The organism is Saccharopolyspora soli (genome assembly GCF_022678645.1).
Classification (GTDB): domain Bacteria; phylum Actinomycetota; class Actinomycetes; order Mycobacteriales; family Pseudonocardiaceae; genus Saccharopolyspora; species Saccharopolyspora soli.
Genome location: NZ_JALBWV010000017.1, coordinates 120,236 through 140,419, shown reverse-complemented (window position 1 = coordinate 140,419; position 20,184 = coordinate 120,236). Strand labels below are relative to the sequence as shown.

The following is a 20,184-nucleotide window of genomic DNA, read 5'->3' as shown; positions in this document are numbered from 1 at the left end:
ACCAAGCGCACAATCTCTGCACAAGATGCGGTTCGAAAATCGCGCATTCTGCACCGGCGGGGTTCGGCGCAGGCGGACGGAGGTGAGCATTGTGCCCAGTGCTGGCGGCCTCGACGAGGTCGACATCCGGCTGTTGCGGGCGTTGAACGAAGAACCCCGCGCGACGGTGGTCGCGCTCGCCGAACGCGTCGGCCTGTCCCGCAACACCGTGCAGGCCCGGCTGACCAAGCTGGAGCGCGGGCTGGGGTCGTTCGAGCGGCGCATCGATCCGGCCGCGCTCGGCTATCCGCTGACCGCCTTCATCACCGTGCAGGTCACCCAGCAGATGCTCGGCGAGCTCGCCGAATCAATGGCCGAGATCCCGGAGGTCGTCGAGGTCTTCGGGCTCACCGGCGCGACTGACCTGCTGGTGCGCGTGGTGGCGGTCGATGCCGACGACCTGTACCGGATCGCCGGACAGGTCCTCGCCACACCGGGCGTGGAGCGGACCAACTTCGCCCTGGCGATGCGCAGCCTCGTCGACTTCCGCCTGACCCCGCTGTTGGACAAGGCCCTCGCAGACCGTTGATCGGTCACGTGGCGACTCAGCCGCTGCGGGCGAGCTCGGCGCGGACGCCGAGCAGGCGCACCGGGCGGTCCAGGGGGAAGCGGGCGAGGGCGGCCAGGGCGGCCTGCTCGATGGCGGCTGCTTCGCGGGTCGGGGCTGGCAGCGACACCCCGTGGGTGTGGGTGGCGAAGCGGGAGTCGCGCACCTTCACCACGACTCGACGGGCCAACGCGTCCTCCACCGCGAGGTCGTCGGACACGACGTGCGCCAGCCGGACGACCTCCGCGCGCATCTCGGCGGTGTCCCGCAGGTCTCGTTGGAAGGTGACCTCCCGGCCGTGCGAACGCGCCTGGTAGGGCTCGGCGGTCACCGGTGTCGAGTCGTAGCCGTGCGCGAGCGCGACGAGCCACGGTCCGATGTTGGGACCGAATTCACCGGCGAGGTCGGCCATCGCGGTGCGGGCCAGATCGCCGACGGTGGCGATGCCGCGCGCGGCGAGCTTCTTCGCGGTCTTCGAGCCGACGCCCCACAGCGCGTCCGTCGGCCGCGACGCCATCACCGCCACCCAGTTCGACATGTCGAGGCGGAAGACGCCAGCCGGTTTGGCCAGGCCGGACGCGAGTTTCGCCCGCAGCTTGTTGTCCCCGATGCCCACCGAGCACGCCAGCGCGGTGCGCTCCCGCACGTGGCGCTGCACCGAGCGCGCGGTCTCCTCGGCGTCGTCGGTGTCGACGAGCATGAATGCCTCGTCCCAACCGGCCACCTCCACGACACCGCCGATCTCCTGGAGAGCCGCCATCACGTCGGCGGACGCCGCGAGATAGGTCTCGCGGTCGGCGGGCAGGAACACGGCGTCGGGGCAGCGGGCCGCCGCAGTGCGCAGCGGGGTGCCGGACCGGACCCCGAATTCGCGCGCCTCGTAGGACGCCCCGGCCACCACACCGCGCTGCTTCGGGTCGCCGGACCCACCGACCAGCACCGGCTTGCCCCGCAGCTCGGGGTGGCGCAGCAACTCGACCGCGACGATGAACTGATCGAGATCCACGTGCAACACGACCCGTTCCACGCTGACCAGCATCGACGGATTCCGCCAATTCCGCCAGAGCGCATCGCCCGCGCAGGCCCGAGGTCGCAACCGCGCGTCCACATCGGACGTTGTCGGCCCGACGGCTCGTCGCCCAGCTACCGCGACGACGCCGTCGGTGCGCGACACTGGTGAGGTGGGCAAACGTAGCGCTGGCATCCTGTTGTTCAAGATCGAGGGCGGACAGCCGCAGGTCCTGGTGGTGCATCCGGGCGGTCCGTTCTGGCAGAAGAAGGACGCGGGCGCCTGGTCCATCCCGAAGGGCGAGTACGAGCCGGACAAGGACGCCCGATCAGCGGCCGTTCGCGAGTTCGCCGAGGAGACCGGGATGCCGCTGGCCGACCGCGACCTGGCGCCGCTCGGCGAGGTCAAGCAGCGCAACGGCAAGCTCGTGACCGCCTGGGCCGTCGAGGGCGACTTCGACGTCGCCGACCTGCGCAGCAACGAGTTCGAAATGGAGTGGCCGCCGAAATCCGGCCGCCGCCAGAGCTTCCCCGAGGTCGACCGCGCCCGGTGGTGCACCCCGGAAACCGCCAGGGAGAAGCTCAACCCGGCCCAAGCGGAATTCGTGAACCGCCTGCTCGAACTGCTGCACAGCACCGGCCGGGTCGTGAGTGGTAACGGCTGCTAGAGCGACCATTGCCACTCACGACCATGGACGGCAATGCGATTGTCCATATTGGATGTTCGTGTGTTGCTGGCGTGGCTGGGGTCAGTTCTCGATTGATGTCTCGCGGGTCTCCCGGCTGGCCAACAGCGCGATCAGGGTGATCGCACCCATCGCCGCCAGGTACACGCCGACCCAGCCCAAGCCGTAGGCGCTGGCCAGCCAGGTCGCGATGTACGGGGCTACCGAGGCGCCCAGCAGACCGGCGACGTTGTAGGCCACCGAGGCACCGGTGTAGCGCACCGCGGTCGGGAACAGCTCCGGCAGCACCGCGCCCATCGGCCCGAAGGTCATGCCCATCAGCCCGAGCCCGACCACCAGGAACGACACCGTCGCCACCGCGGACTCGGCGCCGAACCACGGTCCCAGCAGCAGGCCGTACACGATGATCGCGACGGTGGTGATGATCAGCGTGGGCCGCCGCCCGAAGCGGTCGGCCAGCCATCCGGCCAGCGGAACCGTCAGGCCGAAGAACACCACGCCGACCAGCAGCATGACCAGGAACGACGAACGCGGGTAGCCGAGGCCGGTCTTGTCCGTGCCGTAGGCCAGCGAGAACACCGTCATCAGGTAGAACAGCACGTAGGTGGCCAGCATGATGAACGTGCCGAGCACCAGCGCTTTGAAGTCGCCGCGGAAGACCTGAACGAAGGGCACCTTCGCCCGCTCGTCGCGCGCCAGCACCTTCGCGAACACCGGGGTTTCGTGCATGCTCAGGCGCACCCACAGGCCGACGACCACCAGCACCGCCGACACCAGGAACGGCACCCGCCAGCCCCAGGACTGGAACGTCCCGTCGTCCATCACCTCGGACAGCAGCAGGAACAGCCCGTTGGCGAAGAAGAATCCGATCGGCGCGCCCAGCTGCGGGAACGTGCCGAAGAAAGCCCGCTTGTGCGCGGGGGCGTTTTCGGTGGCCAACAGCGCGGCGCCGCCCCACTCACCGCCGAGCCCCAGCCCCTGCCCGAACCGGCACAGCGCCAGCAGCAGCGGCGCGACGACGCCGATCTGCTGGTAGCCGGGCAGCAGGCCGATCACCACGGTCGAGATGCCCATCGTCAGCAGCGAAGCGACCAGCGTGGCCTTCCGGCCGATGCGGTCGCCGAAGTGGCCGAAGAGGGCGGAGCCGACCGGCCGGGCCACGAAGGCGATCGCGAAGGTCGCCAGCGACTGGAGGGTTGCGGCGGTGGCGTCACCGGGCGGGAAGAACAGGTGTGGGAACACCAGCACCGCGGCCGTCGCGTAGACGTAGAAGTCGTAGAACTCGATCGACGTCCCTACCAGGCTGGCGAGCACCACCTGTCGGGTCGAGTTCCGCGGGACGGGATCCCCCGATGGTCCGGAACCCCGCACTCCCGGTGCTGAGGCGTGGCCGACAGCCATGGCGCCAAAACCTCCTCGATAACACGAATGGGCTAAGGCACTCTAACCGCTGATCAACCACGTACCGAGACCCGAATCCCGCATAGTGGGCATCCTCACGGCCACCATCGACCAGTGCGGCCACCACGCCCGAATTTCCCCGAATTTGGGAGCAGGCACCGGCCTGATCATTCGGCGAGGAAGTCGGCGAGTAGCGCGGTCAGGCGGGCCGGGTTGTCCAGTTGGGCCAGATGTCCGGCCTGTTCGATCCAGGCCAGCCGGGCGTGCGGGATCTGCTCGGCCAGCCGCTGCGCGCGGTCGGCCGGTAGCCACTGGTCCTGCTCGCCCCAGGCGATGAGCACCGGGCAGTCGAGTTCCCCGTAGCGGTCTTCCACTTCGCGGGTGAAGCGTTCGTCGGCCTGCGCGATCTGGCGGTAGAACGCCGGTTGCCCCGTCTCGCCGAGCCAGGGCTCGACCAGCGCGTCCAGCACCTCGCCGCGCAGTTCGCGGTGCGCCGCGGTCGCGATGTAGCGGCGGACCAGCGCCTCGTGCAGGTGCGGCGGCAGTGCCGCGAAGACCTCGGAATTGTCCCGCACCAGCCGGAAGAAGTCCGAACCCCAGGGGCGCACGCTCACCGCGTCGAGCAACATCATCCGTCCATAGTGGACACCGTCCAGCAGGGCGGACCGCAGCGCCACTGCACCACCGAAGTCGTGCGCGATCACCGACGGGCCCCGCAACCCCCAGTGCCGCAGCAGATCGGTGAACACCGCCTGCTGCGCAGCCAACGAGACATCCTGCCCATCCCGCATTTCAGACTGCCCATAGCCCGGCATGTCCCAGACGAACACCTGGTACCGGGCGCTGAGCGCCCCGGCGATGTCGCGCCAGACGTAGGACGAGAACGGCGTCCCGTGCATCAGGATCACCGGATCTCCTCGCCCGTGGCTCGCCCAGCGAACGGTTCCGTACGACGTCTCGTGCCGCTCCGGCAGTTCCCAGCCCATCCCAACCTCCGTTACCGACTATGACGTTCTGCAAGTAACGTTACCATCAAATGCCGGATGACGGTAAACTGAATTCGTGGCCTACGACCGACCAGCTGCTCCGGGTGACCTGGAAATCGTCGAAGCGTTCGGCAATTCCGCGCGGTTCCTCTACGACGAAGACGCCTTCGCCGACCTGGCAAGCACGCGGGCTTGGCTGACCGAGCACGAATGGCAGGACGCCGCCGACGAGCTGGACGAATCCGCTCGTCGCGACCTGGTGCGAGCCCGCGAAACCATCCGCGAACACCTCGAAGGAACCGATTCCGCAGGGCTGAACGACTACGCGCGCCGCCTCCTGCGACCGCCGCAGTGGCGGGACGGCGACGTGCTGATCCCGGTGCTCGACGGCACCGCGGTCGAGCGGCTGATAGGTCGGCTCATCGCGGCCCTGGCGGTAGACGGGCTAGCCGGGAAACCTGGGCGGCTCAAGGTCTGCCACGCCGACGACTGCCGCTGGCTCTACTACGACCGATCTCCCGGCAACAACAGCATCTGGTGCAGCATGGACATCTGCGGAGCACGCCACAAGATGCGCACCTACCGGAATCGCCGCAAGAACGCCTGACCTGCTCGCAGCACCCGATCGTGGAACGAGTGAGGGGCACCCGTGACCAAGTAACTGGGTCACGGGTGCCCCTCACCTCGAACTCAAACGGGTTACACCACGGCTTCGTCCGCCTCGTCCGGGGCGTCCGCGGCGCGGACCGGCAGCGTTTCGAAGGCCGCCGGTGGCTCCTGCCAGTACGTCGCGCTGCTACCGGCCTGGATCGCCTTCCACACCCGCTCCGGAGTGGCTGGCATGTCGATGTGCCGGACGCCGAGGTGCTTCAACGCGTCGACCACCGCGTTCTGCACCGCCGGTGTCGAACCGACCGTGGCGGACTCGCCGATTCCCTTGGCGCCCATCGGGTTGAACGGGCTCGGGGTCTCGGTGTTCGCCGTCTCCAGCGACGGCAGGTCCGCCGCCGACGGGATCGTGTAGTCGGCGAGCGTGCCGGTCTCCGGGTTGCCCTCGGCGTCGAAGGTGACCTGCTCCCACAACGCCTGCGCGATGCCCTGGGCCGCACCACCGTGCTGCTGACCGCGCACGATCATCGGGTTGAGCACCCGACCGCAGTCGTCCACCGCGATGTGCCGCACTGGACGGACGTACCCGGTCTCCACGTCCACTTCGACCACCGACACGTGCCCGCCGAACGGGAACGTCGCACCGGCGGGGGCGAAGTCGATGTTCGCGGCCAGCCGGTCCCCGTCGTCGGCAGCCGCCCGAGCGAGCTCCGCCCAAGCCACCGTCGCGTTCGGCACCCCGGCCACGCCGAGTTCGCCGCTGTCGGTCACCTGGATGTCGTCGACCGACGCCTCCAAGCGGGACGCCGCCAACTCCTTTGCCTTCTGCAGCACCAGCTCACCGGCCTCGTGCACCGCGCTGCCAGCGAGTTGCAGCGACCGGGAGCCGCCGGTGCCCCCACCGCGCGGCACCTGCGCGGTGTCGGACTGCAGGAACTCGATCGACTCCATCGGGATGCCCAGCTTGTCGGACACGATCATGGCGAACGCGGTCGCGTGGCCCTGCCCGTGCGCGGAGGTGCCGACCTTGATCCGGGCGCCGTTCTCGTGCACCTCGACCTCGGCGTACTCCCCCGCGCCGCCACCGGTGATCTCCACGTAGGAGCTCACCCCGATGCCCAGCAGCAGTTGTTCACCAGCGGCGATGCGACGCGCCTGCTCAGCGCGCAGCCCGTCGTAGTCGGCCAGCCGCAGCGCCTCGGCGAGCGGCCGTTCGTAGTCACCGCTGTCGTAGCTGGCGCCGACCAACGTCTGGTACGGGAAGGACTCCGGCACCAGGAAGTTCTTGCGCCGCAACGCCACCGGGTCCATGTCCAGCTCGGCCGCGGCCAGGTCCATCAGCCGCTCCAGCATCGCCGCGGCCTCCGGTCGTCCCGCGCCGCGGAACGCGCCGACCGGTGTGGTGTTGGTCAGCACCGCCGCCGCGTCGTAGCTGATCTTCGGGATCCGGTAGACGCCCTGCGACATCATGCGCGTCGACCCCATCGCCAACGAGCCGCCGAAGCCCGCGTAGGCGCCGGCGTCACCGATGACCCGGCAGCGCAGCCCGACGATGCTGCCGTCGCGGCGCAACCCCAGCTCCGCGTATTGCACCTGGGCACGGCCGTGCGGCATCGCCTGCATGTTCTCCGAACGGGACTCGATCCACCGCACCGGACGTCCCAAGTGCTGCGCGACCGCGATGGCCACCGCGTGCTCGGAGATCATCCCCGCCTTGCCGCCGAACCCGCCGCCGACGTGCGGGGAGATCACCCGCACCCGCTCCGGAGCCCAGCCGAACGCCTTGACCACGCCGTCCCGCAAGCCGTGCGGCATCTGCGTCGAGACGTGCACCGTCACGTCGTATTCCTGATCCGGACCACCCGGCTGCACCGCGATCGCATTGCCCTCCAGCGGAACCACCGCGACGCGCTGGTTCTCGATGCGGGCCCGCACCACCACGTCAGCCTCGGCCAGCACATCCGCACCGGCCGCATCGCGGTAACCGCCAGCCACGTTCGAACCCAGCTCCGGGAACTGCGTTTCGGCCGCCGGGTCCAGGGCGCGCTCCGGATCCGCGACAGCGGGCAGCGGGTCGTAGTCGACGTCGACCAGTTCGATCGCATCAGCGACCGCCGCGGCGCTCTCGCCGACGATCACCGCGACCGGCTCGCCGACGAACCGAACCCGGTCGGTGGCCAGCGGCGGTCGCTCGCAGTTCGGGTTGAGCACGACGAATGGCGGCGCGACCGGAATGTCCAGATCCCCCGCCGCCAACGCCGCGACAACGCCCGGCGCGGCGGCGGCAGCCTTGACGTCGACGCCGGTCAGTCGCGCGTGCGCCACCGGCGAGCGGACGAATCCGATGTGCACCATGCCCTCGAAGTCGAGGTTGCCGACGTAGGTGCCCCGACCGCGGAGCAGTTCCGGGTCTTCGACCCGTTGGACCTCGGTCCCCAGCAATGAACCCACCATAGTTCGAACCCTATCCGTCAAACCGTCGACAAGCATCGGAGAACCCGTTGCGAACACAGATCAACAACGAAAGTCCAGGAAAAATTCCCGCACCCCCGACAATGCCGAATCGTCGGCCCGGCTTGCCCGATTCCGCCTCAATGACCGGTGACGATCCGACGCGGCTCGGTGGGGGTGGGCGCGGACGTCACTCCACATAGGATGATGAAACCCAGCACGGCCAGGCCCGCGTGCAGGAAGTTCTCCGCCGGGTCCAGCGAGAACGGCGTCCGTCCTTCACCGACGGTGCTTTCCGCCGTGCCGTAGACGAACAGCATTACGCCGACGACCATCTGCGACGCCGCGAACACCACCACGCCGCGCCGCCACCGCGCGGCGACCAGTGCCAGCACTCCGGCGACCAGCAACAAGATGCTGTGCGCGGTGTTGAGCTGGAAGATCACCAGCACTGGGACGTCTTCGGAGGCACGCCAACCGGCGTTGGCCAGTCCGAGGAGGCCGAGCAGGACCAGCAGCAAACCCTCCGCGGTGAGCACCAGCGCCCAGCGGTTCGGCCAGTGGATCCGGGGAGCCATCGACACCTCCGGGCAGTGGAGTGCCCGCTGCCGCCCGATCGAAAACCTGCCGCTGACGCCCGTTGACCTCGGCCCGGCGCGCCGGTATTTTCCACAGATCAAGCGACTGCTTCACGGATGTGAAAACCCTGGAAACCTCCGCGCGATCTCGCCCGGCGCGGAGTCGGCACAAAGGAGTGCTCGATGGGAACAACTGTCGCGTCTGACGACGATCCATACCTGCTGACCGCAGACGGCATCAAAGAACCGCCCAAGGGCTGGAAAGCCAGCCTGCGGTACCTGGGTCCGGGCCTGATCATCAGCGCCTCGATCGTCGGGTCCGGAGAGCTCATCGCCACCACCGCGCTCGGCGCCGAAGTCGGATTCGTGTTGCTGTGGCTGGTGATCCTGTCCACCGCGGTCAAGGTCGCGGTGCAGGCCGAACTCGCCCGCTGGACAATCTGCACCGGCAAACCCGCGCTGTCGGGCTTCAACGACGTCCCGCCGCGGCTGGGCCGGATCGGCTGGATCAACGTCCTGTGGATCATCCTGGCCCTGTCCAAGCTGCTGCAAGCCGGTGGCATCATCGGCGGCACCGCGGTCGCCTTCAGCCTGCTGATCCCGATCGGCGGCGAACCGATGAGCAGCACCTCCATCACGGTGTGGACCATCATCGTCGCGCTCGGCAGCATCGCGCTGTTGTACTCCAGCGGCTACCGCTTCATCGAGCGCGGCGCCTTCCTGCTGGTGGTGGTGTTCTCGGTGGTCACCATCGCCATCGCGTTCGGACTGCCGTTCACGCCGTTCTCCTACAGCGGCGGCGACGTCCTCACCGGACTCACCTTCGCCATCCCGGCCGGTGCGATCGGCGCGGCGGTGGCGATGTTCGGCATCACGGGCGTGGGCGCCGACGAGATCACCTTCTACACCTACTGGTGCCTGGAGAAGGGCTACGCGCGCTGGTCGGGTCCACCGGACGGCAGCGAGCAGTGGCGGCAGCGCGCGCAGGGCTGGATCAAGGTGATGTACAAGGACACCTTCCTGTCCTGGGTCATCTACACCTTCAGCACCCTGGCCTTCTACCTCATGGGCGCGGCCGTGCTGCACCCTCAGGGCCTGGTGATCGAGGGCAACGGCTTGATGGAGACGCTGTCGCGGATGTACACCGACGTCATCGGCGAGTGGGCGAGCGCGCTGTTCCTCATCGGCGCGATCGCGGTGCTCGGCTCCACCCTCTGGGCGGGTCTGCCGAGCTGGGCGCGGATGTACACCAACCTGTTCTCGATCGTCGGATTCCTGGACTGGCACAACATCCCCGCCCGGCAACGCTCGATCAAGGTGCTGATCGCACTCCAGCCGATCCTGTGGGCCACCGCCTACCTGTTCATCAGCTCGCCGGTGGTCATGGTCCAGATCGGCGGCATCATGACCGGCATCTTCCTGCCCGCTGTCGTGGTCGCGACCTGGTACCTGCGGAAAACCCAAGTCGACGAGCGCCTGCACGGCGGTCGCTGGTTCAACGCGCTTCTGATGGCCAGCAGCATCGCGATCACGCTGCTGGGCATCTACACGGTCCTGAACGTCTTCGGCCTCGGCGTGGACTGAGCGCGCCTGTTCCCGAAGTGTCGTTTGGGGCGGCAGAGGTGGCGGCCGCCCCTGAAACGTCGCGATCACCGGCTGTGCGTCCTATCGTTCGAACCTCGGCCTTTCGGGGCACTGCGTCTCGGCTCGATATCGGCCGTTGACCGGCCCCGTTCGCGAATGTAGTTTTCACATCCATAAGTCCGATTTCACGAATGTGAAAAATCAATCTCACTCAGCACAAAGGAGTGCCCGATGGGAACACCCGTCGCGACCAGCGACGATCCGTACGTTCTCACCGCGGACGGCATCAAGGAACCACCCAAGGGCTGGAAGTCCAGCCTGCGGTACCTGGGCCCTGGACTGATCGTCAGCGCCTCGATCGTCGGGTCCGGAGAGCTCATCGCCACCACCGCGCTCGGCGCGGAGGTCGGCTTCGCGCTGCTGTGGATGGTCATCCTCTCCACGGCGGTCAAGGTGGCGGTGCAGGCCGAACTCGCCCGCTGGACGATCATCACCGGCAAACCGGCGCTGACCGGCTTCAACGAGGTACCGCCGAAGATCGGTCGGGTCGGCTGGATCAACCTGCTGTGGATGCTCATGGCGCTGTCCAAGCTGCTGCAGGTGGGCGGCATCGTCGGCGGTACCGCGGTCGCCTTCAGCATGCTGATCCCGGTCGGCGGTGATCCGCTCGGCTTCACCTCGCTGACGGTGTGGACGCTCATCATCGTGGCGGGCAGCATCGCCCTGCTGTACTCGAACAACTACAGCCTGATCGAACGCGGCGCCTTCGCGCTGGTGGCGGTGTTCTCGGTGGCAACCGTCGTGATCGCGCTCGGCCTGCCGTTCACACCGTTCGGATACAGCGGCGGCGACCTGCTCAGCGGACTCACCTTCAGCATCCCGGCGGGCGCCATCGGCGCGGCCATCGCGATGTTCGGCATCACCGGCGTGGGCGCCGACGAGATCACCTTCTACACCTACTGGTGCCTGGAGAAGGGCTACGCCCGGTGGGTCGGGCCGGCCGAGGACACCGAGCAGTGGCGGCAGCGCGCGCAGGGCTGGATCAAGGTGATGTACAAGGACGTCTTCCTGTCCTGGGTCATCTACACCTTCAGCACCCTGGCGTTCTTCGTGATGGGTGCCGCGGTGCTCAACCCGCAGGGGCTGGTGCTCGAAGGCAACGAGATGATCACCACCCTTTCGCAGATGTACACCGACGTCATCGGCGAGTGGGCGGCCATCGCGTTCCTCATCGGCGCGATCGCGGTGCTCGGTTCCACGCTCTGGGCCGCGATCCCGAGCTGGGCGCGGATGTACACCAACGTCCTGGCCGAGCTGGGTGCGGTGGACTGGCAGAACGCCCGGTCCCGGCAGAAGTGGATCCGCGGTTTCACGGTGGCGCTGCCGATCGTGTGGGGCGCGACCTACCTGTTCATCAACTCGCCGGTGGTCATGGTCCAGATCGGCGGCATCATGACCGGCATCTTCCTGCCCGCCGTGGTCGTCGCGACCTGGTACCTGCGGAAAACCCAAGTCGACAAGCGCCTGCACGGCGGCGGCTGGTTCAACACCCTCCTGGTGATCAGCAGCATCGCGATCACCCTGCTCGGTGTCTACAGCCTCCTGAACGTCTTCGGCGTCTCCTTCGGCTGACCGGAGTGAGGGGCACCCGTGACCCAGTTACTCGGTCACGGGTGCCCCTCACCCTTCGCGTCCTGTGACGCATATTCGGTGGACAGCCAGGTGAGAATCGCGTCGTGGACCAGCACAACTCCTGCGCCATCGCACCGGTCGGCGTGGCCGATCCGGTTGCCGTCCAACTGCTGCGCGAGTACACCGACGAGATGGCCAGCCGGTATTACGGTCGCCCCGCGACCGACGCAGAGATCGACTCGGCGATCTCCGAAGATCCCAACGACGGCCTGAACCCGCCGACGGGCGTGTTCCTGCTGGCCCGGCACGGGACGGAGCTTTCCGGCTGCGTCGGGATCCGCGAGCTCGAACCGGGCGTCGCCGAGCTCAAGCGGATGTACGTCCGACCGCAGGCGCGCGGCCGCGGTATCGGTGCCCGGCTGCTGGCCGCCGCCGAAGAGCACGCCCGTGATCTCGGCTTCCAGTCAGTGCGCCTGGAAACCCGCCGCGATCTCGTCGAAGCCCGCGCGCTCTACGCCAAACACGGCTTCCACGAGATCGCGGCCTACAACAGCAGCCCCTACGCCGACCACTGGTTCACGAAGGAACTGCGGTGATCGGCGAATCGTCCGAGGCGCGCACGTCCCGAGAGGAACCGTCGATGCCTGCCGCCACCAACGGCACTGCGGTCCTGGACCGCCTGACCGCTGCGGACGCCGGTGAAGTGCTGACACTGCAACGAGCGGCCTATGTCACCGAAGCGCAGTCCCACGATGACGTTCGGATGCCGCCGTTGACCGAAACCCTCGACGAAATCCGCGACGAGCTCGCCCGGTCGTCCTGCCTGGCCTGGGGTTGCCGGGAGGCGGGCCGCCTCGTCGCGGCGGTCCGCGTCGCGCTTGGCGAGACAGCAGCAGGGCTGGGCCGCTTGGTGGTCGCTCCCGATCGGCAAGGCCACGGCCTCGGCACCGGACTGCTCCGGCACGTCGAACAGCACCTGCCCGCACGTATCGAGACGATCAACCTGTTCACCGGCGAGCACAGCACCGCGAACCTGCGGCTGTACCGACGGCTGGGCTACCAAGAGACGCACCGCACCTCGGCGGGCGACTACCAACTCATCCACTTCCGGAAGGCGCTGCGCTGAGGGAATGCGCGGTAGGTGTCGGGATCCCGAAAGGCGGGGACAGGGGTTCAGCCTCTTGAGCCAGCGAGTACGAAAGCCATTCCTGCGCCGCCCGATTCTTCCGGACGAGCGGGTGCCACGCGTGAAAGGTAGGGCGGTGTGGGTGCGATCAGACCCCAGGTGATCCGGACCGAGCGGCTCGGTTTGGTGCCGCTTCGCGTCGACCACGCCGCGGAGATGGCGAACGTGCTGGCCGACCCGGAGCTGTACACATTCATCGGTGGTGCCCCGTTGTCCGCGCGAACGCTGCGCACCCGGTACGAACGGATAATCGCGGGCGCACCGGATCCCGCGGTGTCCTGGTGCAACTGGGTGGTGCGGCTGCTGGACGAGGCTCGTTTGGTCGGCACGGTCCAGGCCACGATAAGTCCGAGCGATCGCGGACCGATCGCCGAGATCGCCTGGATCGTGGGCACGGCCTGGCAACGGCGAGGGATCGCGAAGGAAGCCGCGCGCGGCCTCGTCGACTGGCTGCGCCGACAACCGGTCCGCGACGTCGTCGCGCACATCCACCCGGACCACCGAGCGTCGGCGGCGGTGGCAACGGCCACCGGCTTCAAACCCACCGGCCAATGGCAAAACGGCGAACTCAACTGGCGCCTGACCATCAGCCCAAACCGAACCCCCTGAACCACCGGTGCGGTTTCGCGAGAAATCGCCGCCCCGGCACGCATCAGGCGCGGTAAGGATCTCGGTGCCGTGGCGAACCCGACGAGTTGCAGCGCAGCGTCGAGTTGCTCGCTTCCCCGGGCTCAGTCCCCAGCGGCGGCTTCGGCTGGGACTTCGCCGCCATCGGCCAGTTCCGCCAGCCAGCGCAGCGCCGAAGGGACCTGATTGGACGGTCGCACGATGTGGTGCAGATATGTGTTCGCCACCAATAGCTTTCGGTAGCCCAGACCGGTTCGGGCTTCGTAGTCGGCCTGCTCGAACAGCAGGGACGCCATCGTCACCTGGGCGGCCAGGTTGGTGAACTCGCCGCACATCGCTTGGGCGTACTCGTCGCTTTCCACCAGCAGCGACTTGCCATGCGTCCGCAGCCGCGCCACGTCGGCCAGCAGTCGTTCGGCACCTGCGGCCACATCGGCGTCTCCGATGCGTTCCAGGCGGTGTTGGGCGGTGTCGGCCAGCAGTTCGTGCGCGTTGTCCTTGCGGATGCAGCGCAGGACGTCCAGTGCGATGACGTTGCTCGAACCTTCCCAGATCGATCCCAGGTGCGCGTCGCGCACCAGGCGCGGGTTGATCCAGTCCTCGATGTACCCGTTGCCGCCGCGGATCTCCATCGCCTCGCCGGTCACCACCCGCGCCAGCTTGCACAGGTGGTACTTGCCGAGCGGCGTCAGCACCCGGATCAGCCGACGCGCTTCGGCGCCTCCGGCGTCCGCCCGGTCCAGCGTGGCCGCCGCTTCCAGGACGAATCCGAGGCCCGCCTCGGTGTGCAGCATCATCGGCAGCAGCGTCTTGCGCATCAACGGCTGGTCGAACAGCGGCTTGCCGAACGCCACCCGTTGCCGCGCGTGGCTGATCGACTCGTGCAGCGAACGCCGCATCAACGCCACCGCGCGCATCGCATTGGACAGCCGCGACACGTTGACCATCTCGGCCATCTGCACGAAACCGCGCGAGAGGTCCCCGACCGGCAGGGCGTAGCAGTCCTCCAGCGTCACCTCGCCGCTGGCCATCGAGCGGGTGCCCAGCTTGTCCTTGAGCCGATCGATCCGGTAGGTGTTGCGGCTACCGTCCGGGCGGAGTCGCGGCACCATGAACAGGCCGAGGCCCTTCGTGCCCGCCGGGCCACCTGGAACTCGGGCCAGCGTCAGGATCACGTCCGCGTTCACGTTGGAGGCGAACCACTTCTGGCCGCGCAGTGTCCAATGTGCACCGTCCGGAGTGGCCTGCGTCGCGGTCTGGCCGACGTCGCTGCCGCCCTGCTTCTCGGTCATGAACATCGCGCCGGTCAGCAGCGTGTCGAACCGGGTTGAGCTCAAGCCGTCGATCTCGGCCGCGAACAGCGATTCGTCGCCGAACTTGCGCAGCACCCGCGCTGCCGAGTCGGTCATCGATACCGGGCAGAACAGACCGAACTCGGCCTGCACGAACACGTACGACAGCCCGTACTTGACCACGTGCGGGACCTTCGTCGGCCAGCCGTGCACGCCCGGCCGGTGCGACATCGCCGCGAGGCCGAACCGCTCGAAGGCCAGCCGCGACATCTCGGTGTAGGCGGGGTGGTAGACGATCTCGTCGATGCGCTCGCCGCTGGCGTCGTACTGGCGCAGTCGCGGCGGGTTGGTCTCCGCGACCGCCGCGAGCTCGTCCAGCTCACCGGCCGCAACCGCACCGATGTCGTGCAGGACCGGCTCGACGCGGTCCATCGCGTCGACGTAGCGGCCCAGCAGTGGGCGCAGGGCCGGATCCGGATCGACGAAGCTCATGCCCAGCACGTTTCCACCGCCGCGCAGGGCTGTCCAATACGGAATCGGTGGCGCGCTGAGTCGTCCGGCGACTCAATGCGGGCCGTCGCCGCGCCTGGCCCTTACCGTGGAACAAGTAGTCACGGCGAGTAGATGGGGCGCGCAGATATGACCGATGCGCAGCGGAAACTGGTGCTGGTGCGGCACGCGAAGTCGGCCTGGCCGGACGACACCGATGACGTGGACCGGCCATTGGCCGATCGCGGCCGCCGCGACGCGCCCGCTGTCGGCGAATGGCTGCGCAAGCACGCCGCCGCGATCGAACTCGTGCTGTGCTCCCCGGCCGTGCGAACCCGCCAGACCTGGGAGCTGGCCGCCCCGGAGATCCCGGCGGAGCCCACGCTCACCTACGACGACCGGATCTACGCGGCGTCGGCACGGGAACTCCTGAACGTCATCCGCGAATTGCCGCCCGCGGTCATGACGGCCGCCATCGTCGGCCACAACCCCGGCCTCGAAGACCTCGTCCAGCTGCTCACCGGCGAACCGGCCGAACTCAAGACCGCGGCGATCGCGCTCCTCTGCGGCGACTCGCCCTGGTCCGAAGTGGGCGAATCCTGGGCGACCGACGCCACCTTCGCCAAACCCCGCGGCTGACCGTCGGCCACATCCAGATGGATCCGCTCCGGCGCACTTCCCCACCGATCGAGTGATGACTGAGGGGCACCCTTCACCAAGTTACTTGGTAAAGGGTGCCCCTCACCTCCCCAAGATCACCGGATCAGGCGGGTTGGACGCCTGGGTTGTGGTCTTCGACGACGTAGGTGGCTCGGGTGGTGATCGGGGCGTCCTGCTGTTCGATGAACGGGATTACGCGGTAGTCGCTGCGCCAGGTTTCCGGGGTCACCGTGCAGCGGACGTAGCCGCGCTGGGAGTTGAAGAACTTCATGTGCGGGTTCGCCGCCAGCATCGTTCGGCCATCGTCGGTCATGTCCGCGCCGTTGCCGCCGCTGGTGATCGAGGTGCCGACGAACTCGCTGGCCACCGTGGCCGAATTCGGGTCCTCGAAATCCCTCTTGAGGTCCCAGGCGTAGTTCTGGTGCCGGTCACCGGTGATCACCACCAGGTTGCGCACTCCGCGGTCGGCCGCGCCCGCCAGGACCGCGTTGCGATCCGCCACGTAGCCGTCCCACGGGTCCATGAACAGTTCCTTCGCCGGGCCCGCGTCGAGATCGGTCTCGCCCATCGGCGCCTGGTTGCCGAGGATCTGCCAACGGGCCTGGGACCTGGAGAAGCCGTCCAGCAGCCAGTCGCGCTGCTCCGCGCCGAGGATCGTGCGGTTGGGGTCCAGCCGCTCCGCGCAGTCGACCGCCGTGCCGTCGCCGCAGGGCTGGTCGTCGCGGTACTGGCGGGTGTCGATCATGGTCAGCTCGGCCAGGTCGCCGAACTGCAACCGGCGGTGCAGGCGCATGTCCGGACCCTGCGGCATCGCCGCGCGGCGCACCGGTTGGTTCTCGTACAGCGCCTGGAAGGCCGCGGCCCGGCGCTGCAGGAACAGCGCGGGGTCCGCGTTGTTCTCGGAGATCTCGTCGGCCCAGTTGTTCTCCACCTCGTGGTCGTCCATCGTGACGACCCACGGGAACCGCGCGTGCACGGCCTGCAGGTGCGGGTCGGACTTGAACAGCGAGTACTGCAGCCGGTAGCGGCCGAGGGTTTCCGTCTCCGGCTTGAACTCATCGCCGAGGGCCACCCCGCGCTTGTTCGCCGTCTGGTCGTCCTCGTAGATGTAGTCGCCGAGGTGCACGACGAGATCGAGGTCGTCGGCCGCCATGTGCTGGTAGGCGGTGTAGAAACCGGCCTTCCACTGCTGGCAGGACGCGAACGCGAAGGACAGCGACGCCAGCGCGGCACCTGCGGCGGGCGCGGTCTTGGTCCGGCCGACCGGGCTGAGCTCGCCTCCGGCGCGGAACCGGTAGAAGTACTCGCGCCCCGGCTGAAGACCGGAGATCTCGGCGTGCACCGAGTGGCCGAGTTCGGGAGTCGCGGTGGCCGATCCGCGGCGGACGACGTCGCGGAACCGGTCGTCGGTGGCCACCTCGAAGAGCACCTGCACCGGCTTGTCCGGCATGCCACCGGAACCGTCGGCCGCCAGCGGCTCGGGCGCCAGCCTGGTCCAGAGCACGACGCCGTCGGGCAGCGGATCGCCGGAGGCAACACCGAGCGAGAACGGGTAGCCGCCGCGCAGCCGGGCATCGGCGGCAGCACTGCTCCACGCTCCGGTACCGAGCAGCACCGCGGCCGCGCTCGCACCGCCGATGCTCAACACCCTGCGGCGATTCAGTTTTCCGGACATCCACCACTCCCTCGGCCAAAACCGGACACCGGAGCGATCCTGCGCACCGCGAGCATCCGGCAAGCCTCCGCCAACTGTCGCGGAGGTGAACGGCGGGCAAGCCGCAACCGGATCTTGCCCACCAGATCACCCGGTGTCCACCCACCGTCACGGCATGCTGATCGCCACCACGTTCTGCCCGAGCGAAGCGACATCGTCGGCCAGTCGCCGCGCCCACGGGTGTTCGTCGGCGTTCACGCCACCGAGATCGATGCGGAACCGCACGACATCCGGACCGCGCACCACCTCGGCGACCGCACCGCGCTGGGCGATCAACCGCTGCACCTCGTCGGCCGCGTCCGGACGCACGCTGATCACCATCCGATTCGCGCTCGCCGCGGCCACCTGCCATGCCCCTGGCGCGGCGGCAGCCTGCGGTGCGTTCGCGGCCTTCGGCCCGGTGATGGCGTTGAGCAGCAACTTGGCGGTGCCGTTGGTGAACGCCCGGTAGTTCGGGTCGAAGCCGAACAGCACAACGCGTCCGGCGCCGACGTTCTCGTCCACGACCGCGCTCTTGCCATGCAACTGATCGGCGCCTTCGGCGAAGCCGGAGATGTACCAGTCGGGATCGCCAGCGGCGGGGAATTGCGCCACCGACGACTCCGCTGGGGCCGACCACACGGAGTCGTACTCGTACATCGCCCACGCGGTCGGGCCGACCCCGGCCGCCAGCGGGCTGTCCGGGTCCAGTTCCATCCGGATCAACGCACCGGGGATGTCGGAGGTCGGCTCGGCGAAGGTGGCCGAGGTGAGCCCGAAGCGAGCGGCCAATCGCGAACTGTCCCGCAGTGTGATCAGCGTTCCGCCGCCACGCACCCACTCGGTCAGCGCCGCCTGCCCCTGCTCGCCGAGCGAGTCGGCGGCGTCGGCTTCCGGACCGTTGGGCACCACCAGCACGTCGTAGTCGGACAGCGCACCGGAGGCGATCTGCGCGGCGGTGAGGTCGCCGAAGCCGAGTCCCGCTTGCTCGCCGAGCCACCAGCGCAGCCAACCGGACGACTCGATCGCGGCGCTGTCCGTCGTCGACACCTGCCAGACCGCCGTCCGCGGCGCGTGGGCGAGCGGCTGCGCGATCGGTTCGGCCTGTTCCGGCAAGGGCATCGCCAGCGGACGCAAATCCGCGCCCGAGTGGCCCCCGCTGATGTTCTCCAGCAACGGCCCGCTCCAGGCGGTGACGTCGTAGAAGTACGGGAACGGCACGTAGCTGTTCTCGTTGAGCATCGCCTGCACCCAGTGCTTCTGGCCCTGTGCCATGGGAATCCACAACGTCCCAGCGGGTAGCGTCGTCTGCTGCGGGGGTCGGCCGTACTCGGTGTAGTCCGGCACCGTCAGCGGTGCGACGAGGCGGTTCACCTCCACGTCCATCCGCTGCAGCCGCCGCGCGAGGCGCTGCACCTCGGCGGCCTTCGCGGGGTCGTCGGTGCGCAGGAAGTAGTTCTTGACCTTGATGTCGGGCACCGGGTTGGAGATTTCGCCGTCGTTCCAGTAGAGCTGGTTCGGCTCCAGCTCACCGGCGACGCCCTGCCGGTAGGCTTCCAGGTGCTCGGCCCGCCATTCGGCGAGCAGACCGTCGTCGCGCGCCCCGGCGGCCATCAGCGTCGCCCAGATCGCCGTGTACTGCTCGCCGACGCGCTCTGCCGTCGGGTCCTCGGAGTTCTTCTCGAACGTCATCCCGGCCGCGTTGAACCCGGTCAACGGCACGGTGTCGCCGTAGCCGATGTACATCAGGTCGTAGGACCGACCGTTGAAGTAGGGGATGCCGAAGCGGCCGAAAGCCTGCTGCATCGCCGGACCGTAGACGTTGTAGACCCAGTTCAGCGGCGTCTCGCCGATGTCGTGGTAGACGGGGTCGGCGTTGGGCGGGAAGAAGAAGTCCTCGCTGCCCATCTCGTGCGCGTCGATGAACATCTGCGGCGGAAGCTCGCGCAGCTTCTCCAGCTTGCCGTCGTTTTCGGGCTGGGTGCGGGCGAACCAGTCCCGGTTCATGTCGAACCCGTTGGCGTTGCGGCGGGTGTCGGCCTCCCGACCGTCGGGGTTCTGCGTCGGCAGGACCACGACGATCGCATCGTCGAGGATGGTGGGCGCCGTGCAATCGGTGCGGGCGGCGAGCTCGTAGAGCACCCGCAGCGCCGCGTCCGTGCCGCTCTCCTCACCGCCGTGGACGTTCGCTCCCACCCACAGGACTGCTGGGGTGTCGCGGATGATCTGCTGGGCCACCGGTTCCGGCGTGTGCGGATCGCGGAGGCGGTTCAGCTGTCGCCCGATGTTTTCGAGCGCACCTGGGCGCACCCACTTCTCCTGCCCCACAACCGCGTAGCGCAGTGGACGGCCCTCGACGGACCTCGCGAGGACGCCGTCGACGACCTTCGGGCTGGCGTCGGAAACCGCCTGCAGATAGCGGTCGGACTCCGCCGTGGTGACATCCCGCTCGCCCAGGTCGATCCCGAGGACATCGCGTGCATTCGGCACCGAGTCGTCGACCGCGGGCGCGGTGAACGGGTCGCAGGACGCGTCCGCCGTGGCGTGCGCCGTCGGCACCACGAACAACGGCAACGCCGTGAGCAGCGCGATCGCGCCGACGAAAATTCTGCTTCGGTTTCGAACCTTCGCCATGCGGCCCGCCAATCCCCTACAGTCCCAAGCAGCAGCGAAAAGTTGATCAGCGCACAGTTGAAAAGTCAACCGCCGCACGGCC

General features: G+C 68.3%; 17 protein-coding genes. 9 read left to right on the top strand and 8 right to left on the bottom strand.

Annotated features, from left to right (window positions below; translation table 11 throughout):
* Positions 1-91 precede the first annotated feature (91 nt).
* Complete coding sequence (locus MOQ72_RS15525) at positions 92-568, top strand: Lrp/AsnC family transcriptional regulator (protein WP_242184259.1); 477 nt, start codon at positions 92-94, stop codon at positions 566-568.
* 16 nt (positions 569-584) lie between these two features.
* On the opposite strand, the gene MOQ72_RS15520 is transcribed toward MOQ72_RS15525, so the two are convergent.
* The gene (locus MOQ72_RS15520) at positions 585-1,625 is read right to left on the bottom strand and encodes a DNA polymerase IV (protein ID WP_242184258.1); all 1,041 of its coding nucleotides are present in this window, start codon (positions 1,623-1,625) and stop codon (positions 585-587) included.
* Positions 1,626-1,767: 142 nt separating this feature from the next.
* Here MOQ72_RS15520 and MOQ72_RS15515 point away from each other — a divergent pair, with 142 nt between their 5' ends.
* Entirely contained in the window at positions 1,768-2,262 is a 495-nt protein-coding gene (locus MOQ72_RS15515) for an NUDIX hydrolase (protein ID WP_242184245.1), read from the top strand.
* 81 nt (positions 2,263-2,343) lie between these two features.
* On the opposite strand, the gene MOQ72_RS15510 is transcribed toward MOQ72_RS15515, so the two are convergent.
* Together MOQ72_RS15510 and MOQ72_RS15505 are read right to left on the bottom strand one after the other, a co-directional pair.
* Positions 2,344-3,681 carry an MFS transporter gene (locus MOQ72_RS15510; protein WP_242184244.1) on the bottom strand — a complete coding sequence of 446 codons (1,338 nt, stop codon included), beginning with the start codon at positions 3,679-3,681 and terminating at the stop codon, positions 2,344-2,346.
* Between the two features lie 167 nt (positions 3,682-3,848).
* Positions 3,849-4,667, bottom strand: a complete 819-nt coding sequence (locus tag MOQ72_RS15505; protein ID WP_242184242.1) for an alpha/beta fold hydrolase — start codon at positions 4,665-4,667, stop codon at positions 3,849-3,851.
* A 76-nt stretch (positions 4,668-4,743) separates the two neighbouring features.
* Between MOQ72_RS15505 and MOQ72_RS15500 the strand changes: the two genes are divergently transcribed.
* Entirely contained in the window at positions 4,744-5,274 is a 531-nt protein-coding gene (locus tag MOQ72_RS15500; protein ID WP_242184241.1) for a CGNR zinc finger domain-containing protein, read from the top strand.
* Between the two features lie 92 nt (positions 5,275-5,366).
* Here MOQ72_RS15500 and MOQ72_RS15495 read toward each other — a convergent pair whose 3' ends face one another.
* Complete coding sequence (locus tag MOQ72_RS15495) at positions 5,367-7,730, bottom strand: xanthine dehydrogenase family protein molybdopterin-binding subunit (protein WP_242184239.1); 2,364 nt, start codon at positions 7,728-7,730, stop codon at positions 5,367-5,369.
* A 137-nt stretch (positions 7,731-7,867) separates the two neighbouring features.
* Positions 7,868-8,305: a DUF4383 domain-containing protein gene (locus tag MOQ72_RS15490; RefSeq protein ID WP_242184237.1), complete on the bottom strand. Its 438-nt coding sequence runs from the start codon at positions 8,303-8,305 to the stop codon at positions 7,868-7,870.
* 183 nt (positions 8,306-8,488) lie between these two features.
* Here MOQ72_RS15490 and MOQ72_RS15485 point away from each other — a divergent pair, with 183 nt between their 5' ends.
* The 5 genes from MOQ72_RS15485 (at position 8,489) to MOQ72_RS15465 (ending at position 13,316) form a co-directional block, all read left to right on the top strand.
* On the top strand, positions 8,489-9,889 hold the full coding sequence (locus tag MOQ72_RS15485) for an Nramp family divalent metal transporter (protein ID WP_242184236.1): 1,401 nt from the start codon (positions 8,489-8,491) through the stop codon (positions 9,887-9,889).
* A gap of 231 nt (positions 9,890-10,120) precedes the next feature.
* A complete protein-coding gene (locus MOQ72_RS15480) occupies positions 10,121-11,521 on the top strand; it encodes an Nramp family divalent metal transporter (protein WP_242184235.1) in 1,401 nt (466 codons plus the stop codon).
* A gap of 104 nt (positions 11,522-11,625) precedes the next feature.
* Complete coding sequence (locus MOQ72_RS15475; RefSeq protein WP_242184234.1) at positions 11,626-12,117, top strand: GNAT family N-acetyltransferase; 492 nt, start codon at positions 11,626-11,628, stop codon at positions 12,115-12,117.
* Between the two features lie 44 nt (positions 12,118-12,161).
* Positions 12,162-12,647, top strand: coding sequence for a GNAT family N-acetyltransferase (locus MOQ72_RS15470; RefSeq protein WP_242184233.1), 486 nt, complete (start codon positions 12,162-12,164; stop codon positions 12,645-12,647).
* 138 nt (positions 12,648-12,785) lie between these two features.
* Positions 12,786-13,316, top strand: a complete 531-nt coding sequence (locus MOQ72_RS15465; RefSeq protein WP_242184232.1) for a GNAT family N-acetyltransferase — start codon at positions 12,786-12,788, stop codon at positions 13,314-13,316.
* A 122-nt stretch (positions 13,317-13,438) separates the two neighbouring features.
* On the opposite strand, the gene MOQ72_RS15460 is transcribed toward MOQ72_RS15465, so the two are convergent.
* Positions 13,439-15,118 carry an acyl-CoA dehydrogenase family protein gene (locus tag MOQ72_RS15460; RefSeq protein ID WP_242184231.1) on the bottom strand — a complete coding sequence of 560 codons (1,680 nt, stop codon included), beginning with the start codon at positions 15,116-15,118 and terminating at the stop codon, positions 13,439-13,441.
* Between the two features lie 132 nt (positions 15,119-15,250).
* On the opposite strand from MOQ72_RS15460, the gene MOQ72_RS15455 reads away from it, so the two are divergent.
* The gene (locus MOQ72_RS15455; protein ID WP_242184230.1) at positions 15,251-15,754 is read left to right on the top strand and encodes a SixA phosphatase family protein; all 504 of its coding nucleotides are present in this window, start codon (positions 15,251-15,253) and stop codon (positions 15,752-15,754) included.
* A 124-nt stretch (positions 15,755-15,878) separates the two neighbouring features.
* Here the strand turns inward: MOQ72_RS15455 and MOQ72_RS15450 are convergent, their stop codons facing one another.
* Both MOQ72_RS15450 and MOQ72_RS15445 read right to left on the bottom strand, forming a co-directional pair.
* Entirely contained in the window at positions 15,879-17,450 is a 1,572-nt protein-coding gene (locus MOQ72_RS15450) for an alkaline phosphatase D family protein (protein ID WP_242184228.1), read from the bottom strand.
* 147 nt (positions 17,451-17,597) lie between these two features.
* Entirely contained in the window at positions 17,598-20,102 is a 2,505-nt protein-coding gene (locus MOQ72_RS15445; RefSeq protein ID WP_242184227.1) for a M14 family metallopeptidase, read from the bottom strand.
* Positions 20,103-20,184 lie beyond the last annotated feature (82 nt).

Bases quoted from the DNA above. Each gene is read 5' to 3' on its own strand.
- MOQ72_RS15520 (WP_242184258.1), bottom strand. From the start codon at position 1,625: ATGCTGGTCAGCGTGGAACGGGTCGTGTTGCACGTGGATCTCGATCAG.
- MOQ72_RS15510 (WP_242184244.1), bottom strand. From the start codon at position 3,681: ATGGCTGTCGGCCACGCCTCAGCACCGGGAGTGCGGGGTTCCGGACCA.
- MOQ72_RS15505 (WP_242184242.1), bottom strand. From the start codon at position 4,667: ATGGGCTGGGAACTGCCGGAGCGGCACGAGACGTCGTACGGAACCGTT.
- MOQ72_RS15495 (WP_242184239.1), bottom strand. From the start codon at position 7,730: ATGGTGGGTTCATTGCTGGGGACCGAGGTCCAACGGGTCGAAGACCCG.
- MOQ72_RS15490 (WP_242184237.1), bottom strand. From the start codon at position 8,305: ATGGCTCCCCGGATCCACTGGCCGAACCGCTGGGCGCTGGTGCTCACC.
- MOQ72_RS15485 (WP_242184236.1), top strand. From the start codon at position 8,489: ATGGGAACAACTGTCGCGTCTGACGACGATCCATACCTGCTGACCGCA.
- MOQ72_RS15480 (WP_242184235.1), top strand. From the start codon at position 10,121: ATGGGAACACCCGTCGCGACCAGCGACGATCCGTACGTTCTCACCGCG.
- MOQ72_RS15470 (WP_242184233.1), top strand. From the start codon at position 12,162: ATGCCTGCCGCCACCAACGGCACTGCGGTCCTGGACCGCCTGACCGCT.
- MOQ72_RS15460 (WP_242184231.1), bottom strand. From the start codon at position 15,118: ATGAGCTTCGTCGATCCGGATCCGGCCCTGCGCCCACTGCTGGGCCGC.
- MOQ72_RS15455 (WP_242184230.1), top strand. From the start codon at position 15,251: ATGGGGCGCGCAGATATGACCGATGCGCAGCGGAAACTGGTGCTGGTG.
- MOQ72_RS15450 (WP_242184228.1), bottom strand. From the start codon at position 17,450: ATGTCCGGAAAACTGAATCGCCGCAGGGTGTTGAGCATCGGCGGTGCG.
- MOQ72_RS15445 (WP_242184227.1), bottom strand. From the start codon at position 20,102: ATGGCGAAGGTTCGAAACCGAAGCAGAATTTTCGTCGGCGCGATCGCG.